This window comes from Streptomyces sp. NPDC020379, from assembly GCF_044387105.1.
Taxonomy (GTDB): Bacteria; Actinomycetota; Actinomycetes; order Streptomycetales; family Streptomycetaceae; genus Streptomyces.
Genome location: NZ_JBIRVR010000002.1, coordinates 269,592 through 293,487 on the forward strand (window position 1 = coordinate 269,592; position 23,896 = coordinate 293,487).

Below are 23,896 nucleotides of genomic sequence, written 5' to 3' on the forward strand. Positions count from 1 at the left end.
CGAACGGCGTGGCCTTCGCTGCCGCTGCCGCCCTGATGGCCCTCGCCGCCTCCGGCACAGCCGCGGTCCAGGCCGCGCCCTCGGGCGCCGGACAGCTCGGCACCACTCCGATCACCTACCGTGGCCTCACCCTCGACGTACCCTCCGGGTGGCCGGTCGTGGACCTGGAAAAAGGCCCGGACACGTGCGTGCGGCTCGACCGTCACACGGTGTACTTGGGCCACCCCGGCACCGAACAGTCCTGCCCCTCCCATTTGGTCGCGGACAAGACGGACGCCCTGATATTGGAGCCGATCACCGGAGCAGGCGGCCAGGACGTCTCCCATGCACTGCGCATCCCTACCGGGGCCCCGACGCCGCACGAACTGCCGGCGACGTACGACCATGAGACGAAGGTCGCCGTCGAAGGCGCCGGAGTCATGGTCACGGCCTCCTACGGCACATCCAGTACGACGGTCGCCGCCGTCCTCGGCTCGGCCCGCCTGGACGCGACAGCCAAGCCGACCCCCCTGCCCGGCAAGGCGGGCAGGGGCCTCGTGTCTCCACCGGTTGCCGCCGTCACGGCCGACAAGGGGTACACAGGGCTGGGCTTCGAGTCCTGCACCGCCCCTTCGTCCGCCGCGATGAAGGCATGGAAGGCCTCGTCGCCCTACGGGGCCGTCGGCATCTACATCGGCGGTCGCAAGCGGGGCTGTCCGCAACCGCAGCTCACCAGCGACTGGGTGCGTCAGCAGACCGTCGACGGCTGGCACTTGCTGCCTCTCTTCGTGGACCTCCAGGCCGGCGACATCTCTCCGGCCACCGCGGACGCGCAGGGCCGCGAGTCCGCGGACGCCGCCGTGGCCAAGGCGGCGGACCTGGGCCTGGGCCCCGGGACGGTCATCTACAGCGACATGGAACACTACGACAACCGTTCGTACCGGGCCCGGGTCATCGACTACGTGTCGGGGTGGACCAGCCGCCTCCACGAACGTGGCTACCGCTCCGGTGTGTACGCGGGTGAAAAGAGCGGCGTCCCGGACCTCGCCTCGGTGGCCAACGACGCCGACCACGCGTCGCCCGACGTGCTGTGGTCGGCGAACTGGAACCTGAAGGCCGATGTGTCGGACGCGTCGATGGGGCTTCCGGGCCCCGGCTACTGGCCCAATGGGCGGCGCATCCACCAGTACCGCGGCCAGGTGAACGACACCTACGGCGGTGTCACCCTCGCCATCGACCGCGACTACGTCGATGTCGCCCCGGCCTCGACCCTGCCCACACCCGGCGGAGAAGACGGTTCACCGCGCATCAAGGGCGACTTCGACGGTGACGGCCGGGACGACGTGGCCGTGCTGTACGACTACGGCATGGAGGGCGGCGTCAGCCGGTCCGCGCTGTGGACGTTCGCCGGGACCGGTGGCGGCTTCGGCAGCCCGAAGAAGGTCTGGGACAGCACCGCGGCGGCGGACAGCTGGAGTTGGTCAGCAGCCAAGCTGACGGCCGGCGATTTCAATGGCGACGGCAGGGCCGACCTGGCCGTCCTTTACGACATGGGCGCGACCGAGGACGGCCGAAACCGCACCAAGCTGTACGTGTTCACCAGCACCGGCAGCGGATTCGCCGCCCCGGTCAAGGTCTGGGACAGCAACGACGACCCCGTCAAAAGCTGGAACTGGAACGCCAGCAAGCCCGTCTCCGGCGACTTCGACGGCGACGGCAAGACCGACATCGGGGTGTTGTACGACTACGGCAGGGACGGCGACCGCAACCGTACCGGCCTGTGGACCTTCACCAGCACCGGCGCCGCCTTCACCAGCCCCAAGCTGGTGTGGGACAGCAGCACGGTCTCGGGCAGCTGGAGTTGGGCCGCCAGCAAACCCGTCTCCGGCGACTTCAACGGCGACGGGAAGGCCGACATCGGCGTCCTTTACAACATGGGCGCGACCGAGGACGGCCGCAACCGCACCAAACTGTTCACCTTCACCGGCGCCACGAACGGGTTCGACAACCCGGTCAAGGTGTGGGACAGCAACGACGACCCCGTGAAGAGCTGGAACTGGGACGTCGGCAAGGTAGTGGGCGGCGACTTCAACGGCGACGGCAAAACGGACGTCGGCGTCCTGTACGACTACGGCCAGACCGGCTCCGGCAACCGCACCGGACTGTGGACCTTCACCAGCACCGGCAACGGATTCAACAGCCCGAAACAGGTGTGGGACAGCTCCACCGACCCGGTGAAAAGCTGGAACTGGACCGCCAGCAAACCGGTCGCCGGGGACTTCAACGGCGACGGCAAGACCGACATCGGTGTCCTCTACGACTACGGCAAGACCGACTCCGGCAACCGCACCGGACTGTGGACCTTCACCAGCACCGGCAACGGATTCGGTAAGCCCCGCCTTGCATGGGACAGCTCCACCGACCCGGTGAAAAGCTGGAACTGGACCGCCGGCAAGCCCGTCTCCGGGGACTTCAACGGCGACGGCAAAACGGACATCGGCGTCCTCTACGACAACGGCAAAACCACCTCCGGCAACCGCACCGCCCTATGGACCTTCACCAGTACAGGCAGCGGATTCAACAGCCCCGACCAGACCTGGGACAGCCGGTCGGAGAGCTGGAGATGGTCGGCTGCCAAGGTGGTCGGCGGCGACTTCAACGGCGACGGCAAAGCCGACATCGGGGTGCTGTACGACCTCGGCAGGAACGGCGACCACAACCGCACCGAACTGTTCACGTTCGCGGGCAACGGCGCCGGCCTCAAGGCACCGACAAAGATGTGGGACAGCCAGGACGACAGCGCGGTGAAAAGCTGGAACTGGACCGCCAGCAAACCGGTCGCCGGGGACTTCAACGGCGACGGCAAAACGGACATCGGCGTCCTCTACGACTACGGCCAGACCGACTCCGGCAACCGCACCGGACTGTGGACCTTCACCAGCGCCGGCAACGGATTCACCGGCCCCAAGCTCGCGTGGGACAGCCGGACCGACCCCGTCAAGAGCTGGAACTGGAGCATGAACAAGGTCGGCTGAGCCATTCATGTCGTACAGAAGAGAAGAGGAAGGATGAAATACCGACTGAGAACGCTGCTCACTTCCATAACAGGCGTGTGCGCCCTGATCGTTCCGGTGCATTCGGCGGCGCAGGCGGCCGGGCCGGGGCAGGGGCGTTCTGCGGAGTCCGCAGCCGCCGTACGGGATCAAAGTCCGCCGGCGCTGCTCGCCGAGCCGGAACTGCGTGTCGTCTCCTGGAACATCTGCGGGGAGGCCGGCGGGCTGCGCGGTCAGGACGGCTACTGCCCCTACCGCAACGATCCCCAGGCAAAGGTCGACCAGATCGCGCAGGTGGCCGCGGAGCGCGATGCCAATGCCGTCATGCTCCAGGAGGTGTGCGGCGAGGCGCCCGGCAGCCATATGGAGCGGCTGCGCACGGCCCTGGGCAGCGGTTGGTCGATCGCGCACGCCCCGGGAGCCCGACCGGACGGGACCACGAACTGCCGGGGCGGGCTCAGCGGCACGTTGGGCGTGGGGATCGCGGTGAAGGGGCGCATCACCGAGACCACCGCGACGAACACCGTGCCCGGGGGCGGCGACCAGCAGACCCTGCCCATCCTCTGTGTACGTGTCGAGGGCCGGTCGACCAGGATCTGCACCACCCACATCCTGTCCGACCCTGCCGACCCGCGCAGGCCGGGGCAGATCCGGAACGTGAAGAACGAGATCTGGCCGGACCGCTATCAGCTGGTGCTCGGTGGCGACTTCAACATGTTCCCGGACACCGCCGAGCTCAAGCCGATCTCGGACGAATTCGACGAGTGCGACCGCCGCTCCTACGGCGCCGGTGACACGGTCAACGAGCCCACCCATCACTCCTGGGACGAAAAGGGCGGACACGTATGGCGCAAGCGTGACCACATCTTCGCCTCGTGGGGAGAGTCGGCGAGCCAGTTCACATCCTGCGAAGTCGACCGGACCCGGATGGACACCACCGAGAACGCGCCCGACAGCGGTCCCCCCAACGGGTATTCGGACCATGCGCCGATCATCGGCTACCTCAAGCCGCCGCGGCACCTGAGCACGTCCGGGGACTTCGACGGCGACGGCAAGGCCGACCTCGCGGTGCTCTACGGGCAGGGGAAGACCTCGGACGGTCACAACCGCTCCAGCCTGTGGATCTCCAACGGTTCCGGTACCGGAGCGGAGGCCGGATTCGGCGCGCCGCGCGAGGTCTGGGACAGCGGTGCCGACAGCTGGAACTGGTCCGCGAGCGCGCTGACCTCCGGGGACTTCGACGGCGACGGCAGGACCGACCTCGGCGTCCTCTACAACTACGGCAAGGACGGCGACCGCAACCGCACCGCGCTGTGGACCTTCAAAGGGACACCGAACGGCTTCGAGGCACCCCGCAAGGTGTGGGACAGCCGCGACGACACGTCCGTTCCCAGCTGGAACTGGTCCACGAGCAAGCTCGTCGCGGGCGACTTCAACGGCGACGGCAGAGCGGACATCGGCGTCCTGTACGACTACGGCAGGACCGGCTCCGGCAACCGCACCGGGCTCTGGACCTTCACCAGCACCGGCACCGGATTCGGGACGCCCCGCCTGGCATGGGACAGCTCCACCGACCCGATGAAAAGCTGGAACTGGAACGCCGGCAAGCCCGTCGCAGGTGACTTCAACGGCGACGGCAAGGCTGATATCGGCGTCCTCTACGACTACGGCAACCGCACCGCTCTATGGACCTTCATCAGCACCGGCACCGGGTTCGCCAGTCCCAAGCAGGCATGGGACAGCGGATCGGAGCGTTGGAGCTGGTCCGCCGCCAAGCCGGTCGCCGGGGACTTCGACGGCGACGGCAGGACCGACATCGCGGTCCTGTACGACTACGGCAGGACCGGCTCCGGCAACCGCACCGGGCTCTGGACCTTCACCAGCACCGGCACCGGATTCGGGACGCCCCGCCTGGCATGGGACAGCTCCACCGACCCGGTGAAAAGCTGGAACTGGACCGTGAGCGAGCCGGTGGCCGGGGATTTCAACGGGGACGGCAGGGCCGACCTCGCGGTGATGTACGACTACGGGAACGCGGCCAACGGCCGCAACCGCACCGCGCTGTGGTCCTTCACCGGCCGTGGCACGGACTTCGCCACCCCGCGGGCGAACTGGGACAGCAGCACCACCCAGTGACCCGAACCGTTCGGTCCTCGCGGGAGGTGACCGGATGATCTCCGGTCACCTCGGCGGCCGGGACTCCGGTTCAAGCTGCGTTTGCCCTGGCGATGGATCTCGTGTTGCGGACACCTGCCTGCGCCTTGCTTGTGTCCTGGACATCTGCTTGCGCGGCCGCGTGTGTCGAGCGAATCGACCCGGTGGCGTAAGCCGCTACGACGCCCCCCCAGTCGGCCGGCGGGTCCCGTTCGTCCTCTCACGGCTGCCCCTGTGACGGGCGGACACGGTAGTGACGGCCGGGTACCGCGGCCAGGACGGTTCGGCGTCGGCGGCTCGTGGCAACGCCAACTGCGCGGGCTACCGCATCGCCGCCCACGCCACCCACGCGGACGTGCCCGCCATCGAGGTGGACTGGCTGGACGACGTGGACCCGAGCGACCAGGTCGGCATCAAGGGGCATCGGCGAGATCGGCGCGGTGGGGTCCGCGACAGCGGGCGCCGGGCGCCGTCCGGCACGCGACCGGCATGCGTCACCGGGACCTGCCGGTCCGGCCCGATCGCATCCTCGCGGCCGCCGCCGCGCCGATGGGGCCCTGGCCGGGAACCCGGCCCGGCGGGATCGCCCGGGGGCACCGCTCCGCCCCCGGGCGGCCGACGGCTACGGAAGCGTGACCGCTTCTCCCGGGGTGATCGTGTCGGGGTCCGCGATCTGCGTGTTCGCCGCCGTCAGTTCGGACAGCGGGACGTCGTTCGCCGCCGCGATGGACGAGAGCGTGTCGCCTTCCCGCACCGTGACGGTGCGGGCCCGGCCGTACTCCGCCGTCAGCCGCGCCAGTTGCCGGGGGCCCGGGATGCCGTCCGCGTCGGCGCCCGTGTCGCCGATCTTCTCCTGGTACCGGCGCATCGACTCGGTGTCGGCCTCCGTCCATTCGGGGCCGGGACCCTCCTTGTAGGCGCCGCAGCCGGCCCGTACCAGCGCCTCTCCCAGGCGGGTGATGTGCTCGCCACTGCTCCCGGGGCCGTACGCCAGACCGTCGATCACGACCTGGCGGGAGGAGTCACCGCGCTCCGGCGTCCCTCCGTCACGGCCTTCCTCCTTGTCCTCCTCCCGGTCGGCGGGCCGGGAGGAGGTGTCGCCGCCGGCCGGGATGTCGGACTCGTCGGCCTGCTCGCCGAAGTGGACGACGCCGGGGCGCCCCCGCCAGTCGGGGTCGGCCACGACGGCGCCCTCCGGGAAGTCCGGGATGCCGTACCCGTAGACGTAGGAGGACTTGCGCGGCCGGGTCTTGAGGTAGACGCCGTCGCCCTCGGCCGAACCCGAGTCGTTGGTGTTGCCCTCGATGGTGGTGATCTCGTCGTCCGTGTACGCGATGCAGATGCCCGTGTGCGAGCCGCCGCCGGGGCCGAAGAAGACCACGCTGCCGACGGCCGGGTAGGCGCTCCAGCGGCCGCGGTCCTGGAACCACTCCACGCCCGCCGGGCACCACGCGTAGCGCGGCACGATGTCGCCGTTCCCGCTGCGGTCCGCGGCCCAGCTCACGAACATGCCGCACCACGCCTCTTCGTTCATGCCGTACCAGCGGCCGAACTTGTTGTCGTTGTCCCAGTGCCCGTCGGAAAAGCCCTCCCGGTATCCGATCTCCTCCCGGGCGACGCTGATGAATTCCCTGGCTCCGGACATGTTTACTCCTCCTGAATTTCGAGCATGAACATTCCCGCGGCGACGGTGACCGCAGTGGAATGGAAACTCGCGCGATAGCGCACAGAGGGCACGACATGGGCGTGCACCGCCTCCGACGTGGGACGCGAGCTGTCGATCACCATGCCACATCAAGACCGGACATGCTCTGCCGGACTCCCGTTGAACTCCTTTCCGGGAGGCGTTGATCAGCGCGTTGATGCGCATTGATCTCGCGTTGACCCACCCTGTATCAAAACGCGCCAGCATGGTGGACGTCGAAAATGTTCGGCTGCTCCCAGAGCAATTCACATAACGCTGCGCCGAAGAATGCGCAGCGCTCCAGAACGGTTGGCAGAGAGAAATGTCCCCGCAGAACGGCCAGATGTACGTCCTTCGCTCGGCGACCGGTGTGGTCGCCGACGTCGACCACAGCAACACGGCACCGGGCACGAAGATCCAGGGCTGGTCGCCCAACGGCTCCAAGGCGCAGAGTTGGGTCTTCTGGGCCAAGGACAACGGCTCGTGGCTGCTGGAGACGGGGCTGACCCACGGCACCCACGGCCCCGGCCAGGCCATGGTCCTCGACTACGACTTCACCAACTTCCGGGCCCACCTGGTCCATGAGCACGGGCAGGCCAACCAGCTGTGGCGGCTGGAGGACGCCGGTGACGGCTACGTGCGCCTCAAGAGCCTGCGCACGGAAGGCGGCGACGCCTATCTGACCGCCGACGGCGGTGGCAGCTTCCTGGGCGTGTGGAGGTCCGCCCCGGGCAGCGACGCCCAGCGGTGGCGGCTGGAGGGCGTCTCCTCCTCCGGCCAGGGCGGGCAGCCCGGCCGGCAGCCCCAGCCGCAGCCCCAGCCCCAGCCCGGCGGTGGCGGCTCCGCCGTCGAGCAGATGCTGAACCTGGTCAACCAGGAGCGGGCGAAGGCCGGTCTGCCGGGCCTGGTCCTCGACGGCGCGCTGTGCGCGGCGGCCCAGCGCCAGTCCGACGACATGGCACGCAACAACTTCCTGGGCCACGTCGGTTCGGACGGAAGCGACTTCTCGCGGCGTTTCAGGGACGCGGGCGTCCAGAGCTCGTCCGGGGCCGAGAACGCCGCCACCGGCTCCGACGTGCGCGGAACCATGGACATGTGGATGCGCAGCGAGGGGCACCGCAACAACATCCTCGGGCGTGACTTCCGGCGCTTCGGGGCGGCCTTCGCCCCCGGCAGCGGCGGCCGCTGGACGCAGACCTTCGCGAACTGACGGCACCGAGACGGACACCCGAGAGGACATCCCCCATGGGCATCACCTGGATACCCGGTGCCGAACGCCTGGGCAGCGGCGACATCGGCGGCGACATGGACACCCCCGACGAGCCGCCCCGCATCGTCTGGCACACCACCGAGAGCGGCGCCGGTGACGCGGAGTTCGACTCCACCGGCGACTACCTGATCGAGATCGGCGCCGAGCCGCACGTGCTCTACGACCCCACGACCGACCGCATCGGCCAGTTCGGTCCGCTGGACGAGAGCGCCCGCGCTCTGCGCAACGACGGCGACGACCGCACCAATCGCACCGGCAGGGTCTGCATCCAGGTCGAGGTGCTGGCCCGGGCGAGCGAGCCCTTCACCGACTACTGGCAGCCGGGGCCGAACTTCGCCGCGCTGCTCGGCGCCGCCCGCTCCTGGGGCGTCCCGGACGCCTGGCCGGCGGGCGACCTCGCCGCCGACGGCTCCGACTCCACCAGCCGGGACAGCGACACCTGGCACTCCGAGGGCGGCCACTACGGGCACGCCAACGTCCCCGGCAACGACCACTGGGACCCGGGTGCCGTCGACCGCTCGGCGATTCTCGCCGCGGGCTCGGGCGACGCCCCGTCCGCCGCGGACGACGAGCCCCGTACCTCGTCCGCGACCGGAGCCACCGAGATCAGCCTGGCGAACGTCGTGGCCGCGGCCGGGAGCGACCCGGACGCTCCGCAGGGCGCGACCACCCACCGCGACGATGTGCTCGTCGTGGAGCGGGCCCTCCAGGCCGAGGGCCTGCTGTCCGCCGACTGGGTCGACGGCTCCTTCGGCACCAGGACCCAGGACGCCTATGCCGAGTGGCAGAGCCACTGCGGCTACGAGGGCGACGACGCCGACGGCGTCCCGGGCCGCACCAGCCTCGAAAAGCTGGGCGCGGAGCACGGCTTCCGCGTCGCCGGCTGAACCCCCTGTCTCTTCCCCACCGCTACGAAAGGTGCCGCAGCATGTCTGTCGCCCCGCAGAACGGCCAGTCGTTCACCCTCCGGTCCGCCAACGGCCTGACCGTCGACGTCAATTCCAGCCGGACGACGGCGGGCAACCGGATCCAGGGCTGGAAGCCCAACGGATCGCAGGCCCAGAGCTGGGTCTTCTGGGCCAAGGACAACGGCTCGTGGCTGCTGGAGACGGGGCTGACCCACGGCACCCACGGCCCCGGCCAGGCCATGGTCCTCGACTACAACTTCAGCGCCGGGGTCACCCACCTGTTCACCGAGCACGGTGACGCCAACCAGCGCTGGCTGTTCGAGGACGCGGGCAGCGGCTGGTACCGGATCAAGACGGTGCGCGGGAACGAGGGCGACCGCTATCTGACGGCCGTCGGCGAGGGCGTCGCGCTGGCGCTGCGGAGCCCGAGCTGGGGCGACCCCGGCCAGCGGTGGGAGCTGCTGCCCGTCGGCTCCCGGCCGCAGCCGCAGCAGCCGGGCGGCCAGGGCGTGCGGATCACGCTGGACGCCGGGCAGGCCCCCGACCTGGCCGGCTGGCTCGAGGCGCAGAAGCCGGTGCTGGAGACCTGGTTCCCCAAGACGGTCGCGCTGATCATAGGCGACGCCTACGCGGCGCCCGCCGAGTACCGGATCGTGCTCGACCGGTCCAACACCGGCGTCGCCTACGCCTTTGGCGGCATGGTGAGCGTCAACCCCGACTACGTGCGCCGCAACCCCGGTGACGCGGGCTTCCTCATCCATGAGCAGGTTCACATCATCCAGCAGAACCGCATCGTGCCCGGGCACTTCGTGGAGGGCGTGGCCGACTGGGTGCGCAACTACCACTTCGAGAACGGCGGGCTCCCCTTCGTCCGGTCCTCCGACAAGTACACCGACGCCTACAAGACGACGGCGTACTTCCTCGACCACGTGGCCACGCACTACGACGGCGACATCGTCCGCAAGCTGAACGTGGCCGGGCACGACGGCTCGTACGACGGCGACGACCAGTGGTGGCGCGCCCGCACGGGCAGGACCGCTCAGCAGCTGTGGGACGAGATCCCCAAGCGCTGAAGCCCCTCGGCGGGATGACTTCCCCCGTCCCGCCGGGGCGCCGTGTCCCCCGGTTCCCCCAGCCGGGGGACACGGCCCTTTTCGTCGGCCGCCGCGGGTCAGAGCTCTCGGAGGTGGCGCGCGATGTCGTCCGCGTCCGGCAGGCCGAGCTCGCGGAAGACGCTCTCCGCACGGCGGTAGTGGTCCCGGGCCCGGTCGGCGTCGCCCTGGGCCCGGTGGGCGTGGCCGAGCTGCGCGAGGGCGCGGGCGAGGATGCCCGCGTCGCCGCGTGCCTCGGCGATGTCCCGTGCCCGCGCGGCGTGTTCGGCGGCCTCCACGGGCCGTCCCGAGAGGTTGTGGGCCTCGGCGAGCGCGCCGAGCAGGAGGCCCTCGCGGTAGCGGGAGCCCGTCTCACGCCACAGGCGCAGGCTCTCGTGCAGGCTGTCGAAGGTCTCGGACGTCCGCCCGGTCCGCAGGCAGACCTGGGCGAGATTGTGCAGCGCGTTGGCCCGGCCCGCGACGTCCCCGGTCGCCCGGGTGACGGCGACGGCCTCGCGGCAGTGCGCCAGCCCCTCCTCGGCCCGGCCGGTGGCCAGCAGGGCCAGGCCGAGGAAGCCGAGCGCGTACGCCTCGATGCCGCGGCTGGCCAGGGCCCTGCCGTGGGTCAGCGCCTCGGTCAGCATGGCGTGCGCGGCGGTGAAGTCGCGCAGGGCCAGCGCGCCTCCGCCCCGTGTGATCAGGACGTGGGCGAGCAGCGTCCGGTCCCCGGCCGCCCGGCACAGCTCGACGGCACGGTCCAGGGCGGGGGCGCCGAGCCGCATGGCGAAGCGGTGCTGCACGGAACTGCCCAGCATGTACAGGGCGCGTGCTTCCGCGGTGCGGTGGCCGGCGGCGCGCGCGGCCCCGGTCAGGATCCGGGCGGCGCGCTCGATGCCGTAGGGCTGCTCGCCGAGGCGGCCGAGCGGGTCCGCGGCGAGCAGCAGGTCCGCGCAGACGGTCAGCGACAGAGAGGGGTCGCCCGCCGCCTGCTCGATGAGTCCCAGGAGCGACGTCTGCTCGTCGCGCAGCCAGGCGGCGGCCTCCTGCGGGCCGGCGAAGACCGGGGCCTCTGAGCGCGGCGGGGCCGCGTTCCCGGGGAACACGTCGTCGGGGAGCCAGGCCCGGTGGGCGTCGAGGGCGGTGGCGAGGCAGAACTCCAGCAGGCGGGTGAGCGCGGCGGTCCGCTCGTGGTCGGGCACTTCGGCGACCGCGGTCTGACGGGCGAAGAGCCGGAGCAGGTCGTGGTAGCGGTAGCGGCCGGGGGCGACCGACTCCAGCAGGCTGAGGTCGACCAGCGACTCGCACAGCTCCTCCGCCTCCCGCTCCGGTCGGGCGAGCAGCGCCGCGGCGGCGGACACGCCCAGTTCGGGCACCTCGGGCAGGGCCAGCAGCCGGAAGGCGCGCACGTGCTCGGCGTCCAGCAGTTCCATGCCGAGCCGGAAGGTCGTCTCCACGGCGGCGTCCTCCGCCCTGAACGCGCCGAGGCGGCGCCGCTCGTCCGCCAGCAGCGCGGCGGTCTCCGCGAGCGTGTGGTCCGGCCGGGCGACCAGCCGGGAGGCCACGATGCGGAGGGCGAGCGGCAGGTGGCCGCAGGCGTCGAGCACCTCGGCGGCGGCCTCCGGCTCAGCGGACACGCGCCGTCCGCCGACGATCCGGGTCAGCAGCTCCAGGGCCTCCGCGGGTGCCATGGGCCGCAGGTCCACCAGAGTGGCCCCGGTGAGGCCGGCGAGCCGGGAACGGCTGGTGAGCAGCACCGCGCTGCCGGGCGCGCCGGGCAGCAGGTCGCGCACCTGGGCCAGGTCGCGGGCGTTGTCCAGCAGCACGAGCACCTGCCGGGTGGCGAGCAGGGAGCGGTAGAGAGCGGCCCGCTCCCCGGGCAGTACCGGAAGGTGACCGGCGCGGACGCCGAGGACGCGCAGGAAGCGGCCCAGCACCTCCATGGGCTCCGCGGGCCGGGGGTCGGTTCCCCTCAGGTCCGCGTAGAGCTGCCCGTCCGGGAAGCGGTGGCGCATCCGGTGGGCCACGTGGATGGCGAGGGCGGTCTTGCCGATGCCGCCCATCCCGCTGATGGCGCTGAGGGCGACGATCCTGCCGCTCTCCAGCGCGGTGCACAGCCGGTCGGCCTCGTCGTTCCGGCCCGTGAAGTCGGCGGTGTCCTGGGGCAGTTGGGCCGGTCCGCCGGATCGGTCCGGAGCCCGGAGCCCGGTCGCGTCGCCCGTCTGCCGCCCGGGTCCGGCGGTGAGGATCTTCTGCTGGAGCCGGTCCAGGCCGGGTCCCGGGCGGGCGCCCAGCTCCTCGGCGAGCGCGCGGCGGATGTGCGCGTGGACGTCGAGTGCGTCCGCCTGCCGTCCGGCGTGGTGCAGCGCTGTCATCAGCAGCTCGTGGATCCGCTCGCGCCACGGGTGTTCGGCGGCCAGCGCGCGCAGCGGACCGAGCGCGTTGTCGTGCCCGCCCAGCGCGATCTCGGCCTCCCAGCGGGCTTCGACGGCCGACAGGCGCAGCTCCTCCAGCCGGGCGCGCTGGGCCTCGGCGTACGGGCCGGGCACACCGGCGAGCGGCCTGCCGCGCCACAGGTCCAGCGCGGAGACGAGCAGCGACCGTGCCCGTTCGGGCCGGCCGGCGGCCCGGGCCCGCCCCGCCTCGGCCGTACGGAGCTCGAAGACCGTCAGGTCGACGTCCTCCGGGGCGACGCGCAGGGTGTAGCCGTCGCCCGTCGTCAGCAGCGTGCGCGCGGTGGCGCGGGGTACGCGGCCGGGCTCCAGCAGCCGGCGCAGGGTGAACACGTGGGTGCGCAACGACCCCAGCGCTCCGGGCGGGGCCTCGTCGCCCCAGACCGCGGCGATCAGTTCCCGGGCGGAGACGGGGGTGCGCGCCCGCAGCAGCAGGACCGCGAGCATCGCCTGGAGCCGGGGCGCGCCGACGGGCACCTCGGCCGACCCGTCGTGCACGCGGAGGGGACCGAGAACGGTGAACCGGCAGGCGGCGGTTCGCCCGGATTCACCGCCGGAGGAGTGGCCGGGAGAGACAGCGGGGGGCATGGGAGGTCTCCGAATGACGTGAGGACCGCTTGGCGTGAGGGCCTTTTGACGAGAGGTCACAGAAGGGCGGATCGGCCGTGACACCGGTTCCGCCGTGATGAGTTCAGCAGGTGAGGAGAGCAGGCCGCTCTCGTCAGGGGACCGGTGCCGGTTCGCACCCGTCCCGGCGCCCGGGCCCGTCGCCGAGCAGGGCGAGGAGGTCGTCGGCCTCCGGCATGCCCAGGCGGGCGCAGATCTCGTGCGCGGCGCGCCGGTGCGCGCGGGCGCCGTCGTGGTCCCCGATACGGCCGAGCGCGGAGCCGAGCACGGCCAGGGCGTGGGCGCGGCCGCGGTCGTTCCTGACCTCCTCCAGCGTCGCGGCCGCGGTCCGGGCCAGCTGGACGGCCTCCTCGGCGCGGCCGGTGGCGAGCCGGTTCTCCGCGAGCCGGGAGAGCGTGAGCCCTTCCCACAGCCGGTTGCGGCGGTCGCCGAAGAAGGCCAGCGCCTCGGTGAGGCGTGCGGCGGACTCGGCGGTCCGTCCGGCGGCGCCGAGGACGACGCCCAGTTCGTACAGGGCGAACCCCACCCGGCGGCCGTTGCCCAGACCTTGATGGAGCACCAGGGCCTCTTCCGCGTCCGCGACCGCCGGGGCCGTCTCGCCCGCCGCCTGGCGCACCCGGCAGCGCGCGCCGAGGGCGTTCGCCTCGCCGAGCCGGTCGGCGTGCGCCCGGAAGACCGCCAATGCCTCGGTGAGGAGGGCGTGGGTCCCGTCGTGGTGGCGCAGGTGGTACAAGCAGCGGGCCAGCAGTACCAGGGCGTCGGCCATGACGAGCGCGTCGCCGGCCGCGCGGCTCGCCGCCACCGCCTGGCGGTAGACCACGACCAGTTCGCGGAGGCGGGCCGCGTAGTAGTGGCCGTGGCCGAGGGCCAGGTAGGCGCGGCCCGCGCTGCGCCGGTCACCCAGGCGGAGCGCCGCGGCGACCACTTCCTCGGCCGCCTGCTCGAACTCCGGCCCGGGGCGCCCGCGTTCCAGCAGCTCCTCCGTCATGAGCAGCAGGTCGGCCGCCGGGCCGAGGGCGCCGTCGGGGGCCTTGGCCGCCTGGCGCACCGCCGCGAACAGGCATGGCGCCTCCTCGGCCAGCCAGGCGCCGGCGTCCTCGGCCGTGGCGAACGACAGTCCGGGCACCGTCGCGGTCATCCCCAGGCGTTCGGCCCTTTCGAGGGCGCCGGGGTACGAGGCCCGCACCGTGGACACCAGGAACTCCAGCAGGCGGCGCAGGGCGGCGGCCCGTCCCTCCGGGGACTCCTCCGCGCTCGCGCGTCCACGCGCGTAGAGGCGCAGCAGGTCGTGGTAGCGGTAGCGGCCGGGGGTGGGGGACTCCAGCAGGCTGACGTCGACCAGGGACTCGCACAGCGCCTCGGCCTCCGGCTCCGGCAGGCCGAGGACAGCGGCCGCGGCGGCGGACGAGACGTGCGGGCCGTCGGGCAGGGCGAGCAGCCGGAAGGCACGCTGCTGGGCCGGCAGGAGCTGGTCGTGGCCGAGCGCGAAGGCGGCCTCGACGGTCAGGTCGGCGACGCGCAGTTCCGCCAGGCGGTGCCGCTCGTCGGCGAGCCGGCCGTGCAGGGCGCCGAGCGGCCACGCGGGGCGCGTGGCCAGCCGGGCGGCCACGATCCGTACGGCCAGCGGCAGGTGGCCGCAGGCCGACACCAGCCGGGCGGCGGCGTCCGCCTCGGCGGCGACGCGGTCCCGGCCCATGACCTTGCCCAGGAGTTCGAGTGCCTCGCCCGGGGTCATGACGTCGAGGTCGACCAGGCGCGCGGACGCCGGTCCCGCGGGCTTGGCACGGCTGGTGACCAGGACGGCGCACGAGGGCGGCCCGGGCAGAAAGGCCCGCACCTGCTCGGGGCCGTGCGCGTTGTCGAGGAGGATGAGCACGCGGCGCCCGTCCAGCCGGGCGCGGAAGAGCGCGGAGCGTTCCGCCAGGCCCTCGGGTATCGCGGCGTCGTCCACGCCCAGCGCCCGCAGGAACGAGCCCAGTACGGTGGCCGGGTCGGCCGGGTGGCCGCCGACGCCCTGGAGGTCCGTGTAGAGCTGTCCGTGCGGGTAGGACTCCCGCACCCGGTGCGCGACGTGCACGGCGAGGGCGCTCTTGCCCACCCCGCCGGCTCCGGAGACCGCCACCACGGCGGCGGCCCCGGGGCGGTCGGACGTCAGCAGCGCGCACAGGTCCGTCACGAGCGTGGCGCGGCCGGTGAAGTCCGCGAGGTCGCCCGGGAGCTGGGCGGGCAGCGGTGGCGTGGCCGGGTCCGGGAGCCCGGTGGCGTCCGGCGCCGTGAGCCGGTCCCGTGCCTCGGCGAGGTCACGACCGGGTTCGAGCCCGAGCTCCTCGCTCAGCAGCAGGCGGGCGTCGTCGTAGACGGCGAGCGCCTCGGCGGACCGGCCGGCACAGTGCAGCGCCCGCATCTGGAGGGCGCGCAGCCGTTCGCGCAGGGGATGGCGTGCGGCCAGGCCGGCGAGCTCCGCGAGGACCGGCTGCGGGCCGTCCAGCTCCAGGTCGAGCTCCAGACGGGCTTCGAGGGCCGTCAGGCGCTGGTCGGCGAGCCGGGCCCGGTGCGCGTCCATGGCCGCGCCGGGGACGCCCCGCAGAGGGTCGTCCTGCCAGGGCTCCAGCGCGAGGCGCAGCCGGGCGCGGGCCTCCGCGAGCTGTCCGGCCGCCCGGGCCCGGCCCGCCGACGCGATGAGGTCCTCGAACCGGGCGAGGTCCACGGCCTCGCGCGGCACGTGCAGCGCGTAGCCGTCGGGGACGGACACCAGGACCCGGGGGGACCCGCCCGCGGCCCGCTCCGGCTCCAGCAGCTTGCGCAGCCGCGAGGCGTACGTCCGCAAGGTCCCCACGGCGCGGGGCGGCGGGTTCCCGCCCCACAGGGCCTCCACGACGTCGGCCACCGAGGCGGCCCGCTCCTGGCGGAGCAACAGCACCGCGAGGAACGCCTGCTGCTGCGGGGAGCCGAGCTCCAGCTCCCTGTCACCGCGCCACGCGCGCAGCCGGCCGAGCAGCGCGAACCGCAGCCCGGCGTCCCCCGTGACCATCTTCCGCCCCACCCCATTGACGCCTTCAGACACACATGCCGTACGGCGGACCGGCCCCGTCTTCCCGTCGGGTGCTCGGCACGTCATCCCCCAGCGTGCGCATGGGCTGGATATTACCTGGGAACAATCCACTCTTTAAGGTCGCCGGGCCGCGATCGTCTTCCGGCGGGGGCCGTCGCCTCACGAGCCGTCACACGGGGATCAAGGGGTGGTCGTCGAGATGACGAAGACCTGCGGGTAGTCCGGGTTGTCCAGGTTCGCCGTGATGGCGAGCGTCGGCTTGGGCTTGTCCTGTTCCCGGACCGTGCCCGCCCAGCGGTGGCCCGAGCCGAACTTCCAGCCGACCTGCGCCGCCTGGTCGTCGTCGATGGTGACGTCGCCGTCCTTGAGCGCGGAGGCGCTCGTGCCGACGTCCGTCAGCCACTTCGCGAACTTCGCGCGGGTGGTGGTGAACTGGAGGAACAGCGAGCTGGACTTCCACGAGTTGGTCTCGTAGCTGGCCACGTTCTCGGCGTACGACGGCACCGTCACCTCGTAGATGCGGCGCTGGAGCTGGGACGGCCAGCCCTCCTCCAGGCCGGTCGCCGCGGCCTGTTCCTTCTTCGAGTCGCTGCCGCCGCGGCTCTGCATCGCGGAGATGTAGAGGTAGCCCGCGGGGATCGTGATCAGCAGGAAGACGATCACGGCCTTGAGCCAGCGGCGCCGGGGGCGGCCGCCGCCCGGCTCCGGCTGCTGCGCGGTGCGCTCGGGGAGTTCCATGGTGGCCGTCACCCGCGGCCCGCCTGCGCGTAGCGCTCGTAGCGCTCGACGCGGCGCCGGTTGGCGCGGCGGAAGCGGCGGGCGACGAGCCGGGCCAGGTCCGCGGCGCCGACCATGCCGGCCTCGGGGCCCAGCTGCGCCTTGACGATGCGCGCCTCGGGGCGGTAGCCGCGGCCGGTCAGGTGGCGGCGGAAAGCGTCCCGGGCGGGGCCGATGAGCAGGTCGTCGGCGGCGCTGACGCCACCGCCGATGACGAAGCAGGACGGGTCGAGGGCGGCGGCGAGGTTGGCGATGCCCACGCCCAGCCACTGGCCGATGTCCTGGAGCAGCTCGACGCACATGGCGTCGCCGGAGCGGGCCAGCTCGGTGATGAGCGGTCCGGTGATCTCGTGGATGTTGCCGCCGACGCGGTCGATGATGCCGTACGCGACCGGGGACTCGGCGGCCGCCAGCTCACGGGCCTCGCGGACGAGGGCGTTGCCGGAGCTGTACTGCTCCCAGCAGCCGCGGTTGCCGCACGGGCAGCGGTGGCCGCCGGGCACGACCTGCATGTGCCCGAACTCGCCGGCGACCCCGTACTTGCCGCGCTTGACCTGGCCGTCCTCCAGGATGGCGCCGCCGATGCCGGTACCGAGGGTGATCATCACCAGGTGGTCCTCGCCCCGGCCCGCGCCGAAGCGCCACTCCGCCCAGGCGGCGGTGTTGGCGTCGTTGTCGACCATGACGGGGACGGCGAGGCGGCCGGCGAGGCGGTCGCGCAGCGGCTCGTTGCGCCAGGACAGGTGCGGGGCGAAGAGCACGCGGTTGCGGTCGGCGTCGACCCAGCCGGCCGCGCCGATGCCCACCGCGTGCACGTCGTGCCGGTCGGAGAGGTCCAGGACCAGCTCGGTGATGGTGTCCTCGACGACCTTGGGGCTCTTGGACTTGTCCGGCGTCTCGGTGCGGATCTTCTCCAGGATGGTGCCGTCGGCGTCGACGACGCCCGCCATCACCTTGGTGCCGCCGATGTCGATGCCGACGGTGGGGACGCGCGGGGCGGTCAGGTGCGAACGGCGCTCGCGGGTGCCCACCGTGCGGAGCACGGTCGCTCTGGCCGCACCTCTGTGGAGCTCGCGGTACATGCTCATCGTGCCTCCACTGCGTGGGGCCTGGCGGTACGGGGGCGTGCTCGCACGAGTCGATGTCCCTGCGCTGGTCTGGAGGCGGGGCCTCACGGATACGGTCGGTGCGATTGTGCCTCACGGAGCGGCCCGGCACCGCATCGTGGGGTGCTCCCCCGGCCCCGCCCCCGCCGCTGCCTCGCGACGGCGGCGGCCCGGGCTCACTTCTCTCCCGAGGCGGCCCTCTCCAGCTCGTGGCTGAGCTCGTCGAGCTCGCTGCCGCCCGCCATCTGGCGGGTCAGCTCGTCCAGGGCGATCTCCGACTTCGCGTGGCTGCCGGCCATCGCCCCGCGCTTGAGCAGGACGAACCGGTCACCGACCAGATACGCGTGGTGCGGGTTGTGCGTGATGAGCACCACGCCGAGACCGGCGTCACGGGCCGCGGCCACGTACTTCAGCACGACGCCCGACTGCTTGACGCCGAGCGCGGCGGTCGGCTCGTCCAGGACCAGGACCTTCGCCCCGAAGTAGACCGCCCGCGCGATGGCGACGCACTGCCGCTCGCCGCCGGAGAGCGTGCCGATGGGCTGGTCGACATCGCGCAGGTCGATGCCCATGCGCAGCAGCTCCGCCCGGGTGGTCTCGCGCATCTTCGCGACATCGAGCCGCTTGAGGGGGCCGACGCCCTTCGTCGGCTCGGAGCCGAGGAAGAAGTTCCGCCAGACCGGCATCAGCGGGACGACGGCGAGGTCCTGGTAGACCGTCGCGATGCCGCGGTCCAGGGCCTCGCGGGGCGAGCCCAGGCGGGTCTCCTCGCCGTCGATGGCGAAGGTGCCCGCGTCGTGCTGGTGCAGCCCGGCGATGATCTTGATGAGGGTGGACTTGCCCGCGCCGTTGTCACCGAGGACACAGGTGATCTCGCCCGCGTGGACCTCCAGGGAGACCCCTTCGAGGGCGCGGATGTTCCCGTAGAACTTGCTGACGTCCGTCAGCTCGACCAGAGCGGTCACTTATTTCGCCTCCGCACGCTTACGGACCCACGCGTTCAGCAGCGTCGCCAGCAGCAGCATGGCGCCCAGGAAGAACTTGAACCAGTCCGGGTTCCACTGGGCGTAGACGATGCCCTTGCTGGTCATGCCGAAGATGAACGCGCCGACCGCGGACCCGATGGCCGAGCCGTAGCCGCCGGTCATCAGGCAGCCGCCGATGACGGCCGCGATGATGTACAGGAACTCGTTGCCGACGCCCTCGCCGGACTGCACCACGTCGTACGACATCAGCAGGTGCTGGCCGGAGATCCAGGCGCAGAAGGCGACGCCCATATACAGGCCGATCTTGGTCTTGTTGACGGGGACGCCGACCGCGCGGGCCGCGTCGGAGCCGCCGCCGACCGCGAAGATCCAGTTGCCGACGCGGGTGCGCAGCAGCACCCAGGTGGCCAGGGCCACCAGGCCGAGCCACCACAGGATGGTGACCTGGAGGTCGACGCCACCGATCGTCAGGTGGGAGGCGAAGACCTCGCGGGCGGACTCGAAGCCCTCCATGTCACCGATGGTCTTGGTGGAGACGGTGCCGCTGATGAGCTTGGTGAAGCCCAGATTGAGGCCCGTGAGCATCAGGAAGGTGCCGAGCGTGATGATGAAGCTGGGCAGCTTGGTGCGGGTCAGCATGAAGCCGTTGAAGAAGCCGATGGCCAGGGTGGCCAGCAGGGACACCCCGACGCCGACCCAGACGTTGGCCGTCATCTGATAGCTGAACATCGAGGAGATCAGCGCGGAGCTGGTCACCATCACACCGGTCGACAGGTCGAACTCGCCGCCGATCATCAGCAGCGCCACCGGCACCGCCATGATCCCGATCGTCGAGGACGCGTAGAGCACGGTGGAGAGGCTGGACGGCTGGAGGAAGCTGTCCGCGACGAACGAGAAGAAGAGGAAGACGGCGGCCGCGCCGACGACCGAGCCGAGCTCGGGGCGTCCCATCATGCGGCGCAGGTAGCTCTGGCGCACCAGCCGTTCGTCGGCCCGCTCGGTGGTGGCTGTACTCATCGGGTGCCCCGCTTCGCGAACTCGGCCAGGGCCTTGGCGTCGTCCTTGGTGATGATCTGCGGGCCGGTGAGGACGGGGCGGCCGCCGCCGAGCATGTCGCGGTTGTACTTGTAGAGCCAGAGCAGGTCCACGGCCTCGTAGCCCTGGAGGTACGGGTCCTGGTCGACGGCGAAGCCGAGCGCGCCGCTCTGCAGGTCCTTGGCGACCTGGGGGTTGAGGTCGAAGGTGTCGACCTCGGCCTTGCTGCCGGCCTGCTGGGCGGCCTTGACCGCGGTGGGGGCGAAGGGCGCGCCGAGCGTGACGACGGTGTCGATGTCCTTGTCGGACTGGAGCTTGGCCTCGATCGAGGACTGCACGTTGGGCATGTTCGTGCCCTCGACGTAGAGGTTCTGCACCTCGCCCTTGAAGGACTTCTTCACACCCGCGCAGCGCTGCTCGTGGCCGACGTTGCCCTGCTCGTGCAGGACGCAGACCGCCTTCTTCTTGCCGCGTTTGTTGAGCTCGTCACCGACGGCCTCGCCCGCGATGGTCTCGTCCTGGCCCACGTGCGTGAGCGCGCCGAAGTCCTTGGACTGCTCGGAGCCCGAGTTCACGGTGATCACCGGGATGCCGGCCTTCACCGCCTTGGCGACGACGTCCTTCATGGCATCGGGCTTGGCGAGGGTGACGATCAGGCCGTCGACCTTCTGGTCGATCATGGCCTGCACGTCCTGGGCCTGCTTGTTCCCCTCGACGTCGTGGGCGTAGAGGAAGTTGATGTTGTCCTTGGCGGCCGCCTGCTTGGCGCCGCTCTGGACGATGTCCCAGAAGGTGTCGCCATCGCCCGAGTGGGTGACCATCGCGAAGGTCCAGCGGGGCGTGGAGACATTGGCCTTCCCCTGGGACGCCTTCGCGGCCCGCTCCTCGGCGCGCTTTCCACCCGTACTGCTGCACCCCGCCAAGGTGGCGCCGAGCACCGCTGCCAGCACGGCGCTCACCGCGCGTACGCCTGTCCGAACCCTTGCCACGAGGAGATGCCCTTCTCACTGTCTTTCACGGTGCGGCCGGACCCCGTCCTGCGGGCCCAACCGCCCAAGTATCCGTCACCATCCGTCACCGCCGTCCGCCGGGGTTTCGGCGGGACCGTGCGGGGCTGCCGCCCGTGGGTGAGTTCTAGTGGCGGACGCCACACCCCGTCAATGCTTTGTCCGAACATTCTGACGGACTGACCCGTTCATCGCCCTCAGGGGCGAACCAGCAGCTGGAAGTCGAAGGAGTAGCGCGACGCCCGGTAGATGTGCGAGCCGAATTCCACCGGGCGCCCGGTGTCGTCGTACGTCGTCCGTTCCATCGTCAGCAGCGGCGCGCCTTCCGGCTCGGCGAGCCGCTCCCCCTCCTCGGCGGTGGCCGCGCGGGCACCGACCGTCTGCCGGGCGCTGTGCAGGGTGATGCCGGCCGCGCGGATCAGGCGGTAGAGGCCGGTTTCGGCCAGCTTCTCGCCGTCGAGGTCGAGCAGGCCCACGGGCAGGTGATTGCGCAGGTGGGCCATGGGCTCGCCGTGCGCGAGGCGCAGCCGCTCGATGAGGACGACCTCGGCGCCCTCCGCGACCCCGAGGGCCGCGGCGACCCGCGCCGTGGCCGGCTCGACCAGATGGCGCAGCACGCGCGTGGCGGGCTGCTGCCCGGCGGCCTCCAGGTCGTCGTAGAGGCTGCTGAGCTCCAGCGGGCGCTTGACCTGGCTGTGCAGCACCTGCGTACCGACGCCCCTGCGCCGTACGAGCAGACCCTTGTCCACCAGCGACTGGATGGCCTGCCGGACGGTGGGCCGGGAGAGGCCCAGCCTGCCGGCGAGGTCGATCTCGTTGCCCAGGAGGCTGCCGGGGGCGAGCGCGCCCTGCTCGATGGCCGCTTCGAGCTGCTGCGACAGCTGGTAGTAGAGCGGTACGGGGCTGCTGCGGTCCAGGCTGAACTGGAGGGATCGATGGGTCGCCACGAAGGGAGCGTAGCCGGGGGACCGGATGACGGGAAGTTCGGAGGTCAGGTTGTCCTGACATGGACCGAACCCGGTCTCCCCCGTCACCGGTGCGGGTGACCGCTTTACCGCTACGGGTGACCGCGCCGTCAACTCCGCGCCGACGACTCGCGTCTTGTGCGATACAGGGACAACGTAGATGTCAGTGAATATGCGCGGATTTCGCATGTGCTCCGCGTGGATTTCACACGTGCTCCTGCCCTGCCCGGCCGTTTGCCGAAGGAAGGCGTGGTCATGGAAGAGCTGGCTCTGGGGGTGGCGCTGGGCTTCAGCGCGGGCATCAGCCCGGGCCCGCTGCTCGCCCTGGTGCTGTCCGGGACGCTGCGCGGCGGGCTGGGTGTGGGCCTGCGGGTGGCGGCGGTGCCGCTGATCACCGACCTGCCGGTGATCATCCTTTCGGTGACCGTGCTGGCGATGCTGCCGGAGCGGGCGATCTCCGCCGGCGGCGTGGTCGGCGGCCTGTTCCTGGCCTGGCTGGGCGCCTCGACGCTGCGCGAGTCCCGCACCGCGGAGGTCCCGGCCGCGCGCGAGGCCACCGCGGCCCGCGCCGAGGGGCGGCGGACGCTGTGGCAGGGGGTGCTGGTCAATCTGCTGAGCCCGCACCCCTGGGTGTTCTGGCTGACGACCGGGGCGCCGCTGCTGGTGGCGGCCTGGCGGGACAGCCCGCCGGGCGCGGGCGGCTTCCTCCTCGGCTTCTACGCCCTGCTCGTCGGCAGCAAGGCGGCGCTCGCCCTGATCGTGGCCCGCGCCCGCCACCGGATCGGCACCCGCGGCTACCGGCTGCTGCTCGGCGGCTCCGGGGTACTGCTGCTGGCGGCCTCCGCCTTACTGCTCGTCGAGTTCGGGTCCGCGCTGGTGACGTAGCCACCGTGGTCACGAATAGGGGTGCGCCACCGGCACGGCCGTGCGACTTTCGCCCTCCTACTCAACCGCGCCTCCACTCCGGCCCGTTTCTGTCTTCAGAGGCACCACGACACAACGGGGGAACCGCATCATGAGCCACCGATACGCGTACGTCGCTCCGGCACTCCTACGGCTGTACGACCAACGGGAGGCGGCCGCCCACGACCGGCTCCGGCCCGTGGCCGACTGGGTCTCCGGCCACGTCGCCCGCCCGCATCCGGACCTCGGCCGCCGCGGAGCCGTCTGCCCTTTCGTCCCGCTGGCTCTGCGGCTGGACCTGCTCCGCTTCGCCCTCGCCGTGCCGCCCGCGACCGATGAACCGTCCCTGCTGGCGGCCACGGCCGCGCTCAAGGCGCACTGGCAGGCGATGGAACCGCGCGGCGGCCCGCACGTCATCGACAAGACGATCATCCTGGTACTGCCCGGCGTGCCGGCGGACACGGTGGTCCGCGTCCACGAACGCCTCAAGCCGTCGTTCGTCGCGGACGGCATGATGCTGGGCGAATTCTTCCCCGGCCACCCGGGCCCGGGCCTGCGCAATCCCGCGTTCCGCCCGCTGCACAGCGACACTCCCCTGCTGGTGGCGCGAAGCATGGTCGCGAACGACCTCCCGTTCCTGACGGAGAAGAAGTATCCGCCGACGCGGAGGGCGGGGTTTGTGGCGGCCTTTCTGGAACACCAGAGGTCGGCGAGCGCGGCTGTACGGGAGAGGGCGCGGGAGGAATTGGCTCTGGCCGAGGGGGAACTCGGCTGCTGCCCGTCCCGGGACTGACAGCGATCGCCGACTCGGCATCGCCTCCTCGGGTCCGGCCCACGAGAACACGTCAG

General features: G+C 71.7%; 16 protein-coding genes and 1 pseudogene. 8 read left to right on the top strand and 9 right to left on the bottom strand.

Annotated features, from left to right (window positions below; all coding sequences use genetic code 11):
• Positions 1-8: 8 nt before the first annotated feature.
• From ACH427_RS03675 to ACH427_RS03685, 3 genes and pseudogenes are all read left to right on the top strand, one after another.
• Positions 9-3,014 carry a glycoside hydrolase domain-containing protein gene (locus ACH427_RS03675; protein ID WP_398867717.1) on the top strand — a complete coding sequence of 1,002 codons (3,006 nt, stop codon included), beginning with the start codon at positions 9-11 and terminating at the stop codon, positions 3,012-3,014.
• Positions 3,015-3,089: 75 nt separating this feature from the next.
• Positions 3,090-5,168: an FG-GAP-like repeat-containing protein gene (locus ACH427_RS03680; RefSeq protein WP_398867718.1), complete on the top strand. Its 2,079-nt coding sequence runs from the start codon at positions 3,090-3,092 to the stop codon at positions 5,166-5,168.
• Between the two features lie 334 nt (positions 5,169-5,502).
• A pseudogene (locus tag ACH427_RS03685) lies at positions 5,503-5,822 on the top strand (hypothetical protein); the annotation flags it as partial.
• Here ACH427_RS03685 and ACH427_RS03690 read toward each other — a convergent pair.
• On the bottom strand, positions 5,809-6,831 hold the full coding sequence (locus ACH427_RS03690; RefSeq protein ID WP_398867719.1) for a peptidoglycan-binding protein: 1,023 nt from the start codon (positions 6,829-6,831) through the stop codon (positions 5,809-5,811). The pseudogene ACH427_RS03685 and the gene ACH427_RS03690 sit on opposite strands and share 14 nt — an antisense overlap.
• A gap of 361 nt (positions 6,832-7,192) precedes the next feature.
• On the opposite strand from ACH427_RS03690, the gene ACH427_RS03695 reads away from it, so the two are divergent.
• From ACH427_RS03695 to ACH427_RS03705, 3 genes are read left to right on the top strand one after another with little or no spacing between them, the layout of a single operon-like run.
• Complete coding sequence (locus ACH427_RS03695; RefSeq protein WP_398867720.1) at positions 7,193-8,080, top strand: CAP domain-containing protein; 888 nt, start codon at positions 7,193-7,195, stop codon at positions 8,078-8,080.
• 35 nt (positions 8,081-8,115) lie between these two features.
• Positions 8,116-9,027, top strand: a complete 912-nt coding sequence (locus ACH427_RS03700) for a peptidoglycan-binding domain-containing protein (RefSeq protein ID WP_398867721.1) — start codon at positions 8,116-8,118, stop codon at positions 9,025-9,027.
• 41 nt (positions 9,028-9,068) lie between these two features.
• On the top strand, positions 9,069-10,121 hold the full coding sequence (locus tag ACH427_RS03705) for a basic secretory protein-like protein (protein ID WP_398867722.1): 1,053 nt from the start codon (positions 9,069-9,071) through the stop codon (positions 10,119-10,121).
• Positions 10,122-10,219: 98 nt separating this feature from the next.
• On the opposite strand, the gene ACH427_RS03710 is transcribed toward ACH427_RS03705, so the two are convergent.
• From ACH427_RS03710 to ACH427_RS03745, 8 genes are all read right to left on the bottom strand, one after another.
• The gene (locus tag ACH427_RS03710; protein ID WP_398867723.1) at positions 10,220-13,177 is read right to left on the bottom strand and encodes a BTAD domain-containing putative transcriptional regulator; all 2,958 of its coding nucleotides are present in this window, start codon (positions 13,175-13,177) and stop codon (positions 10,220-10,222) included.
• Between the two features lie 133 nt (positions 13,178-13,310).
• Positions 13,311-16,247, bottom strand: a complete 2,937-nt coding sequence (locus tag ACH427_RS03715) for a BTAD domain-containing putative transcriptional regulator (RefSeq protein WP_398867724.1) — start codon at positions 16,245-16,247, stop codon at positions 13,311-13,313.
• A gap of 201 nt (positions 16,248-16,448) precedes the next feature.
• Entirely contained in the window at positions 16,449-17,018 is a 570-nt protein-coding gene (locus ACH427_RS03720) for a hypothetical protein (protein WP_398867725.1), read from the bottom strand.
• Positions 17,015-18,133, bottom strand: a complete 1,119-nt coding sequence (locus tag ACH427_RS03725) for an ROK family glucokinase (RefSeq protein ID WP_366007605.1) — start codon at positions 18,131-18,133, stop codon at positions 17,015-17,017. Before ACH427_RS03725 ends, ACH427_RS03720 begins: the two co-directional genes overlap by 4 nt.
• Positions 18,134-18,327: 194 nt before the next feature.
• Complete coding sequence (locus tag ACH427_RS03730; protein WP_398867726.1) at positions 18,328-19,116, bottom strand: ATP-binding cassette domain-containing protein; 789 nt, start codon at positions 19,114-19,116, stop codon at positions 18,328-18,330.
• Positions 19,117-20,154 (bottom strand): ABC transporter permease, encoded by a 1,038-nt coding sequence (locus ACH427_RS03735; protein WP_398867727.1) that lies wholly within the window; start codon positions 20,152-20,154, stop codon positions 19,117-19,119. It abuts the gene before it with no gap.
• Complete coding sequence (locus tag ACH427_RS03740) at positions 20,151-21,131, bottom strand: sugar ABC transporter substrate-binding protein (protein ID WP_398867728.1); 981 nt, start codon at positions 21,129-21,131, stop codon at positions 20,151-20,153. The genes ACH427_RS03735 and ACH427_RS03740 overlap by 4 nt, the downstream gene beginning before the upstream one ends.
• A gap of 245 nt (positions 21,132-21,376) precedes the next feature.
• Positions 21,377-22,096 carry a GntR family transcriptional regulator gene (locus tag ACH427_RS03745; protein ID WP_398867956.1) on the bottom strand — a complete coding sequence of 240 codons (720 nt, stop codon included), beginning with the start codon at positions 22,094-22,096 and terminating at the stop codon, positions 21,377-21,379.
• Between the two features lie 303 nt (positions 22,097-22,399).
• Between ACH427_RS03745 and ACH427_RS03750 the strand changes: the two genes are divergently transcribed.
• Together ACH427_RS03750 and ACH427_RS03755 are read left to right on the top strand one after the other, a co-directional pair.
• Positions 22,400-23,029, top strand: coding sequence for a LysE family translocator (locus ACH427_RS03750; protein ID WP_398867729.1), 630 nt, complete (start codon positions 22,400-22,402; stop codon positions 23,027-23,029).
• Positions 23,030-23,159: 130 nt separating this feature from the next.
• Positions 23,160-23,840, top strand: a complete 681-nt coding sequence (locus ACH427_RS03755; RefSeq protein WP_398867730.1) for a DUF6875 domain-containing protein — start codon at positions 23,160-23,162, stop codon at positions 23,838-23,840.
• Positions 23,841-23,896 lie beyond the last annotated feature (56 nt).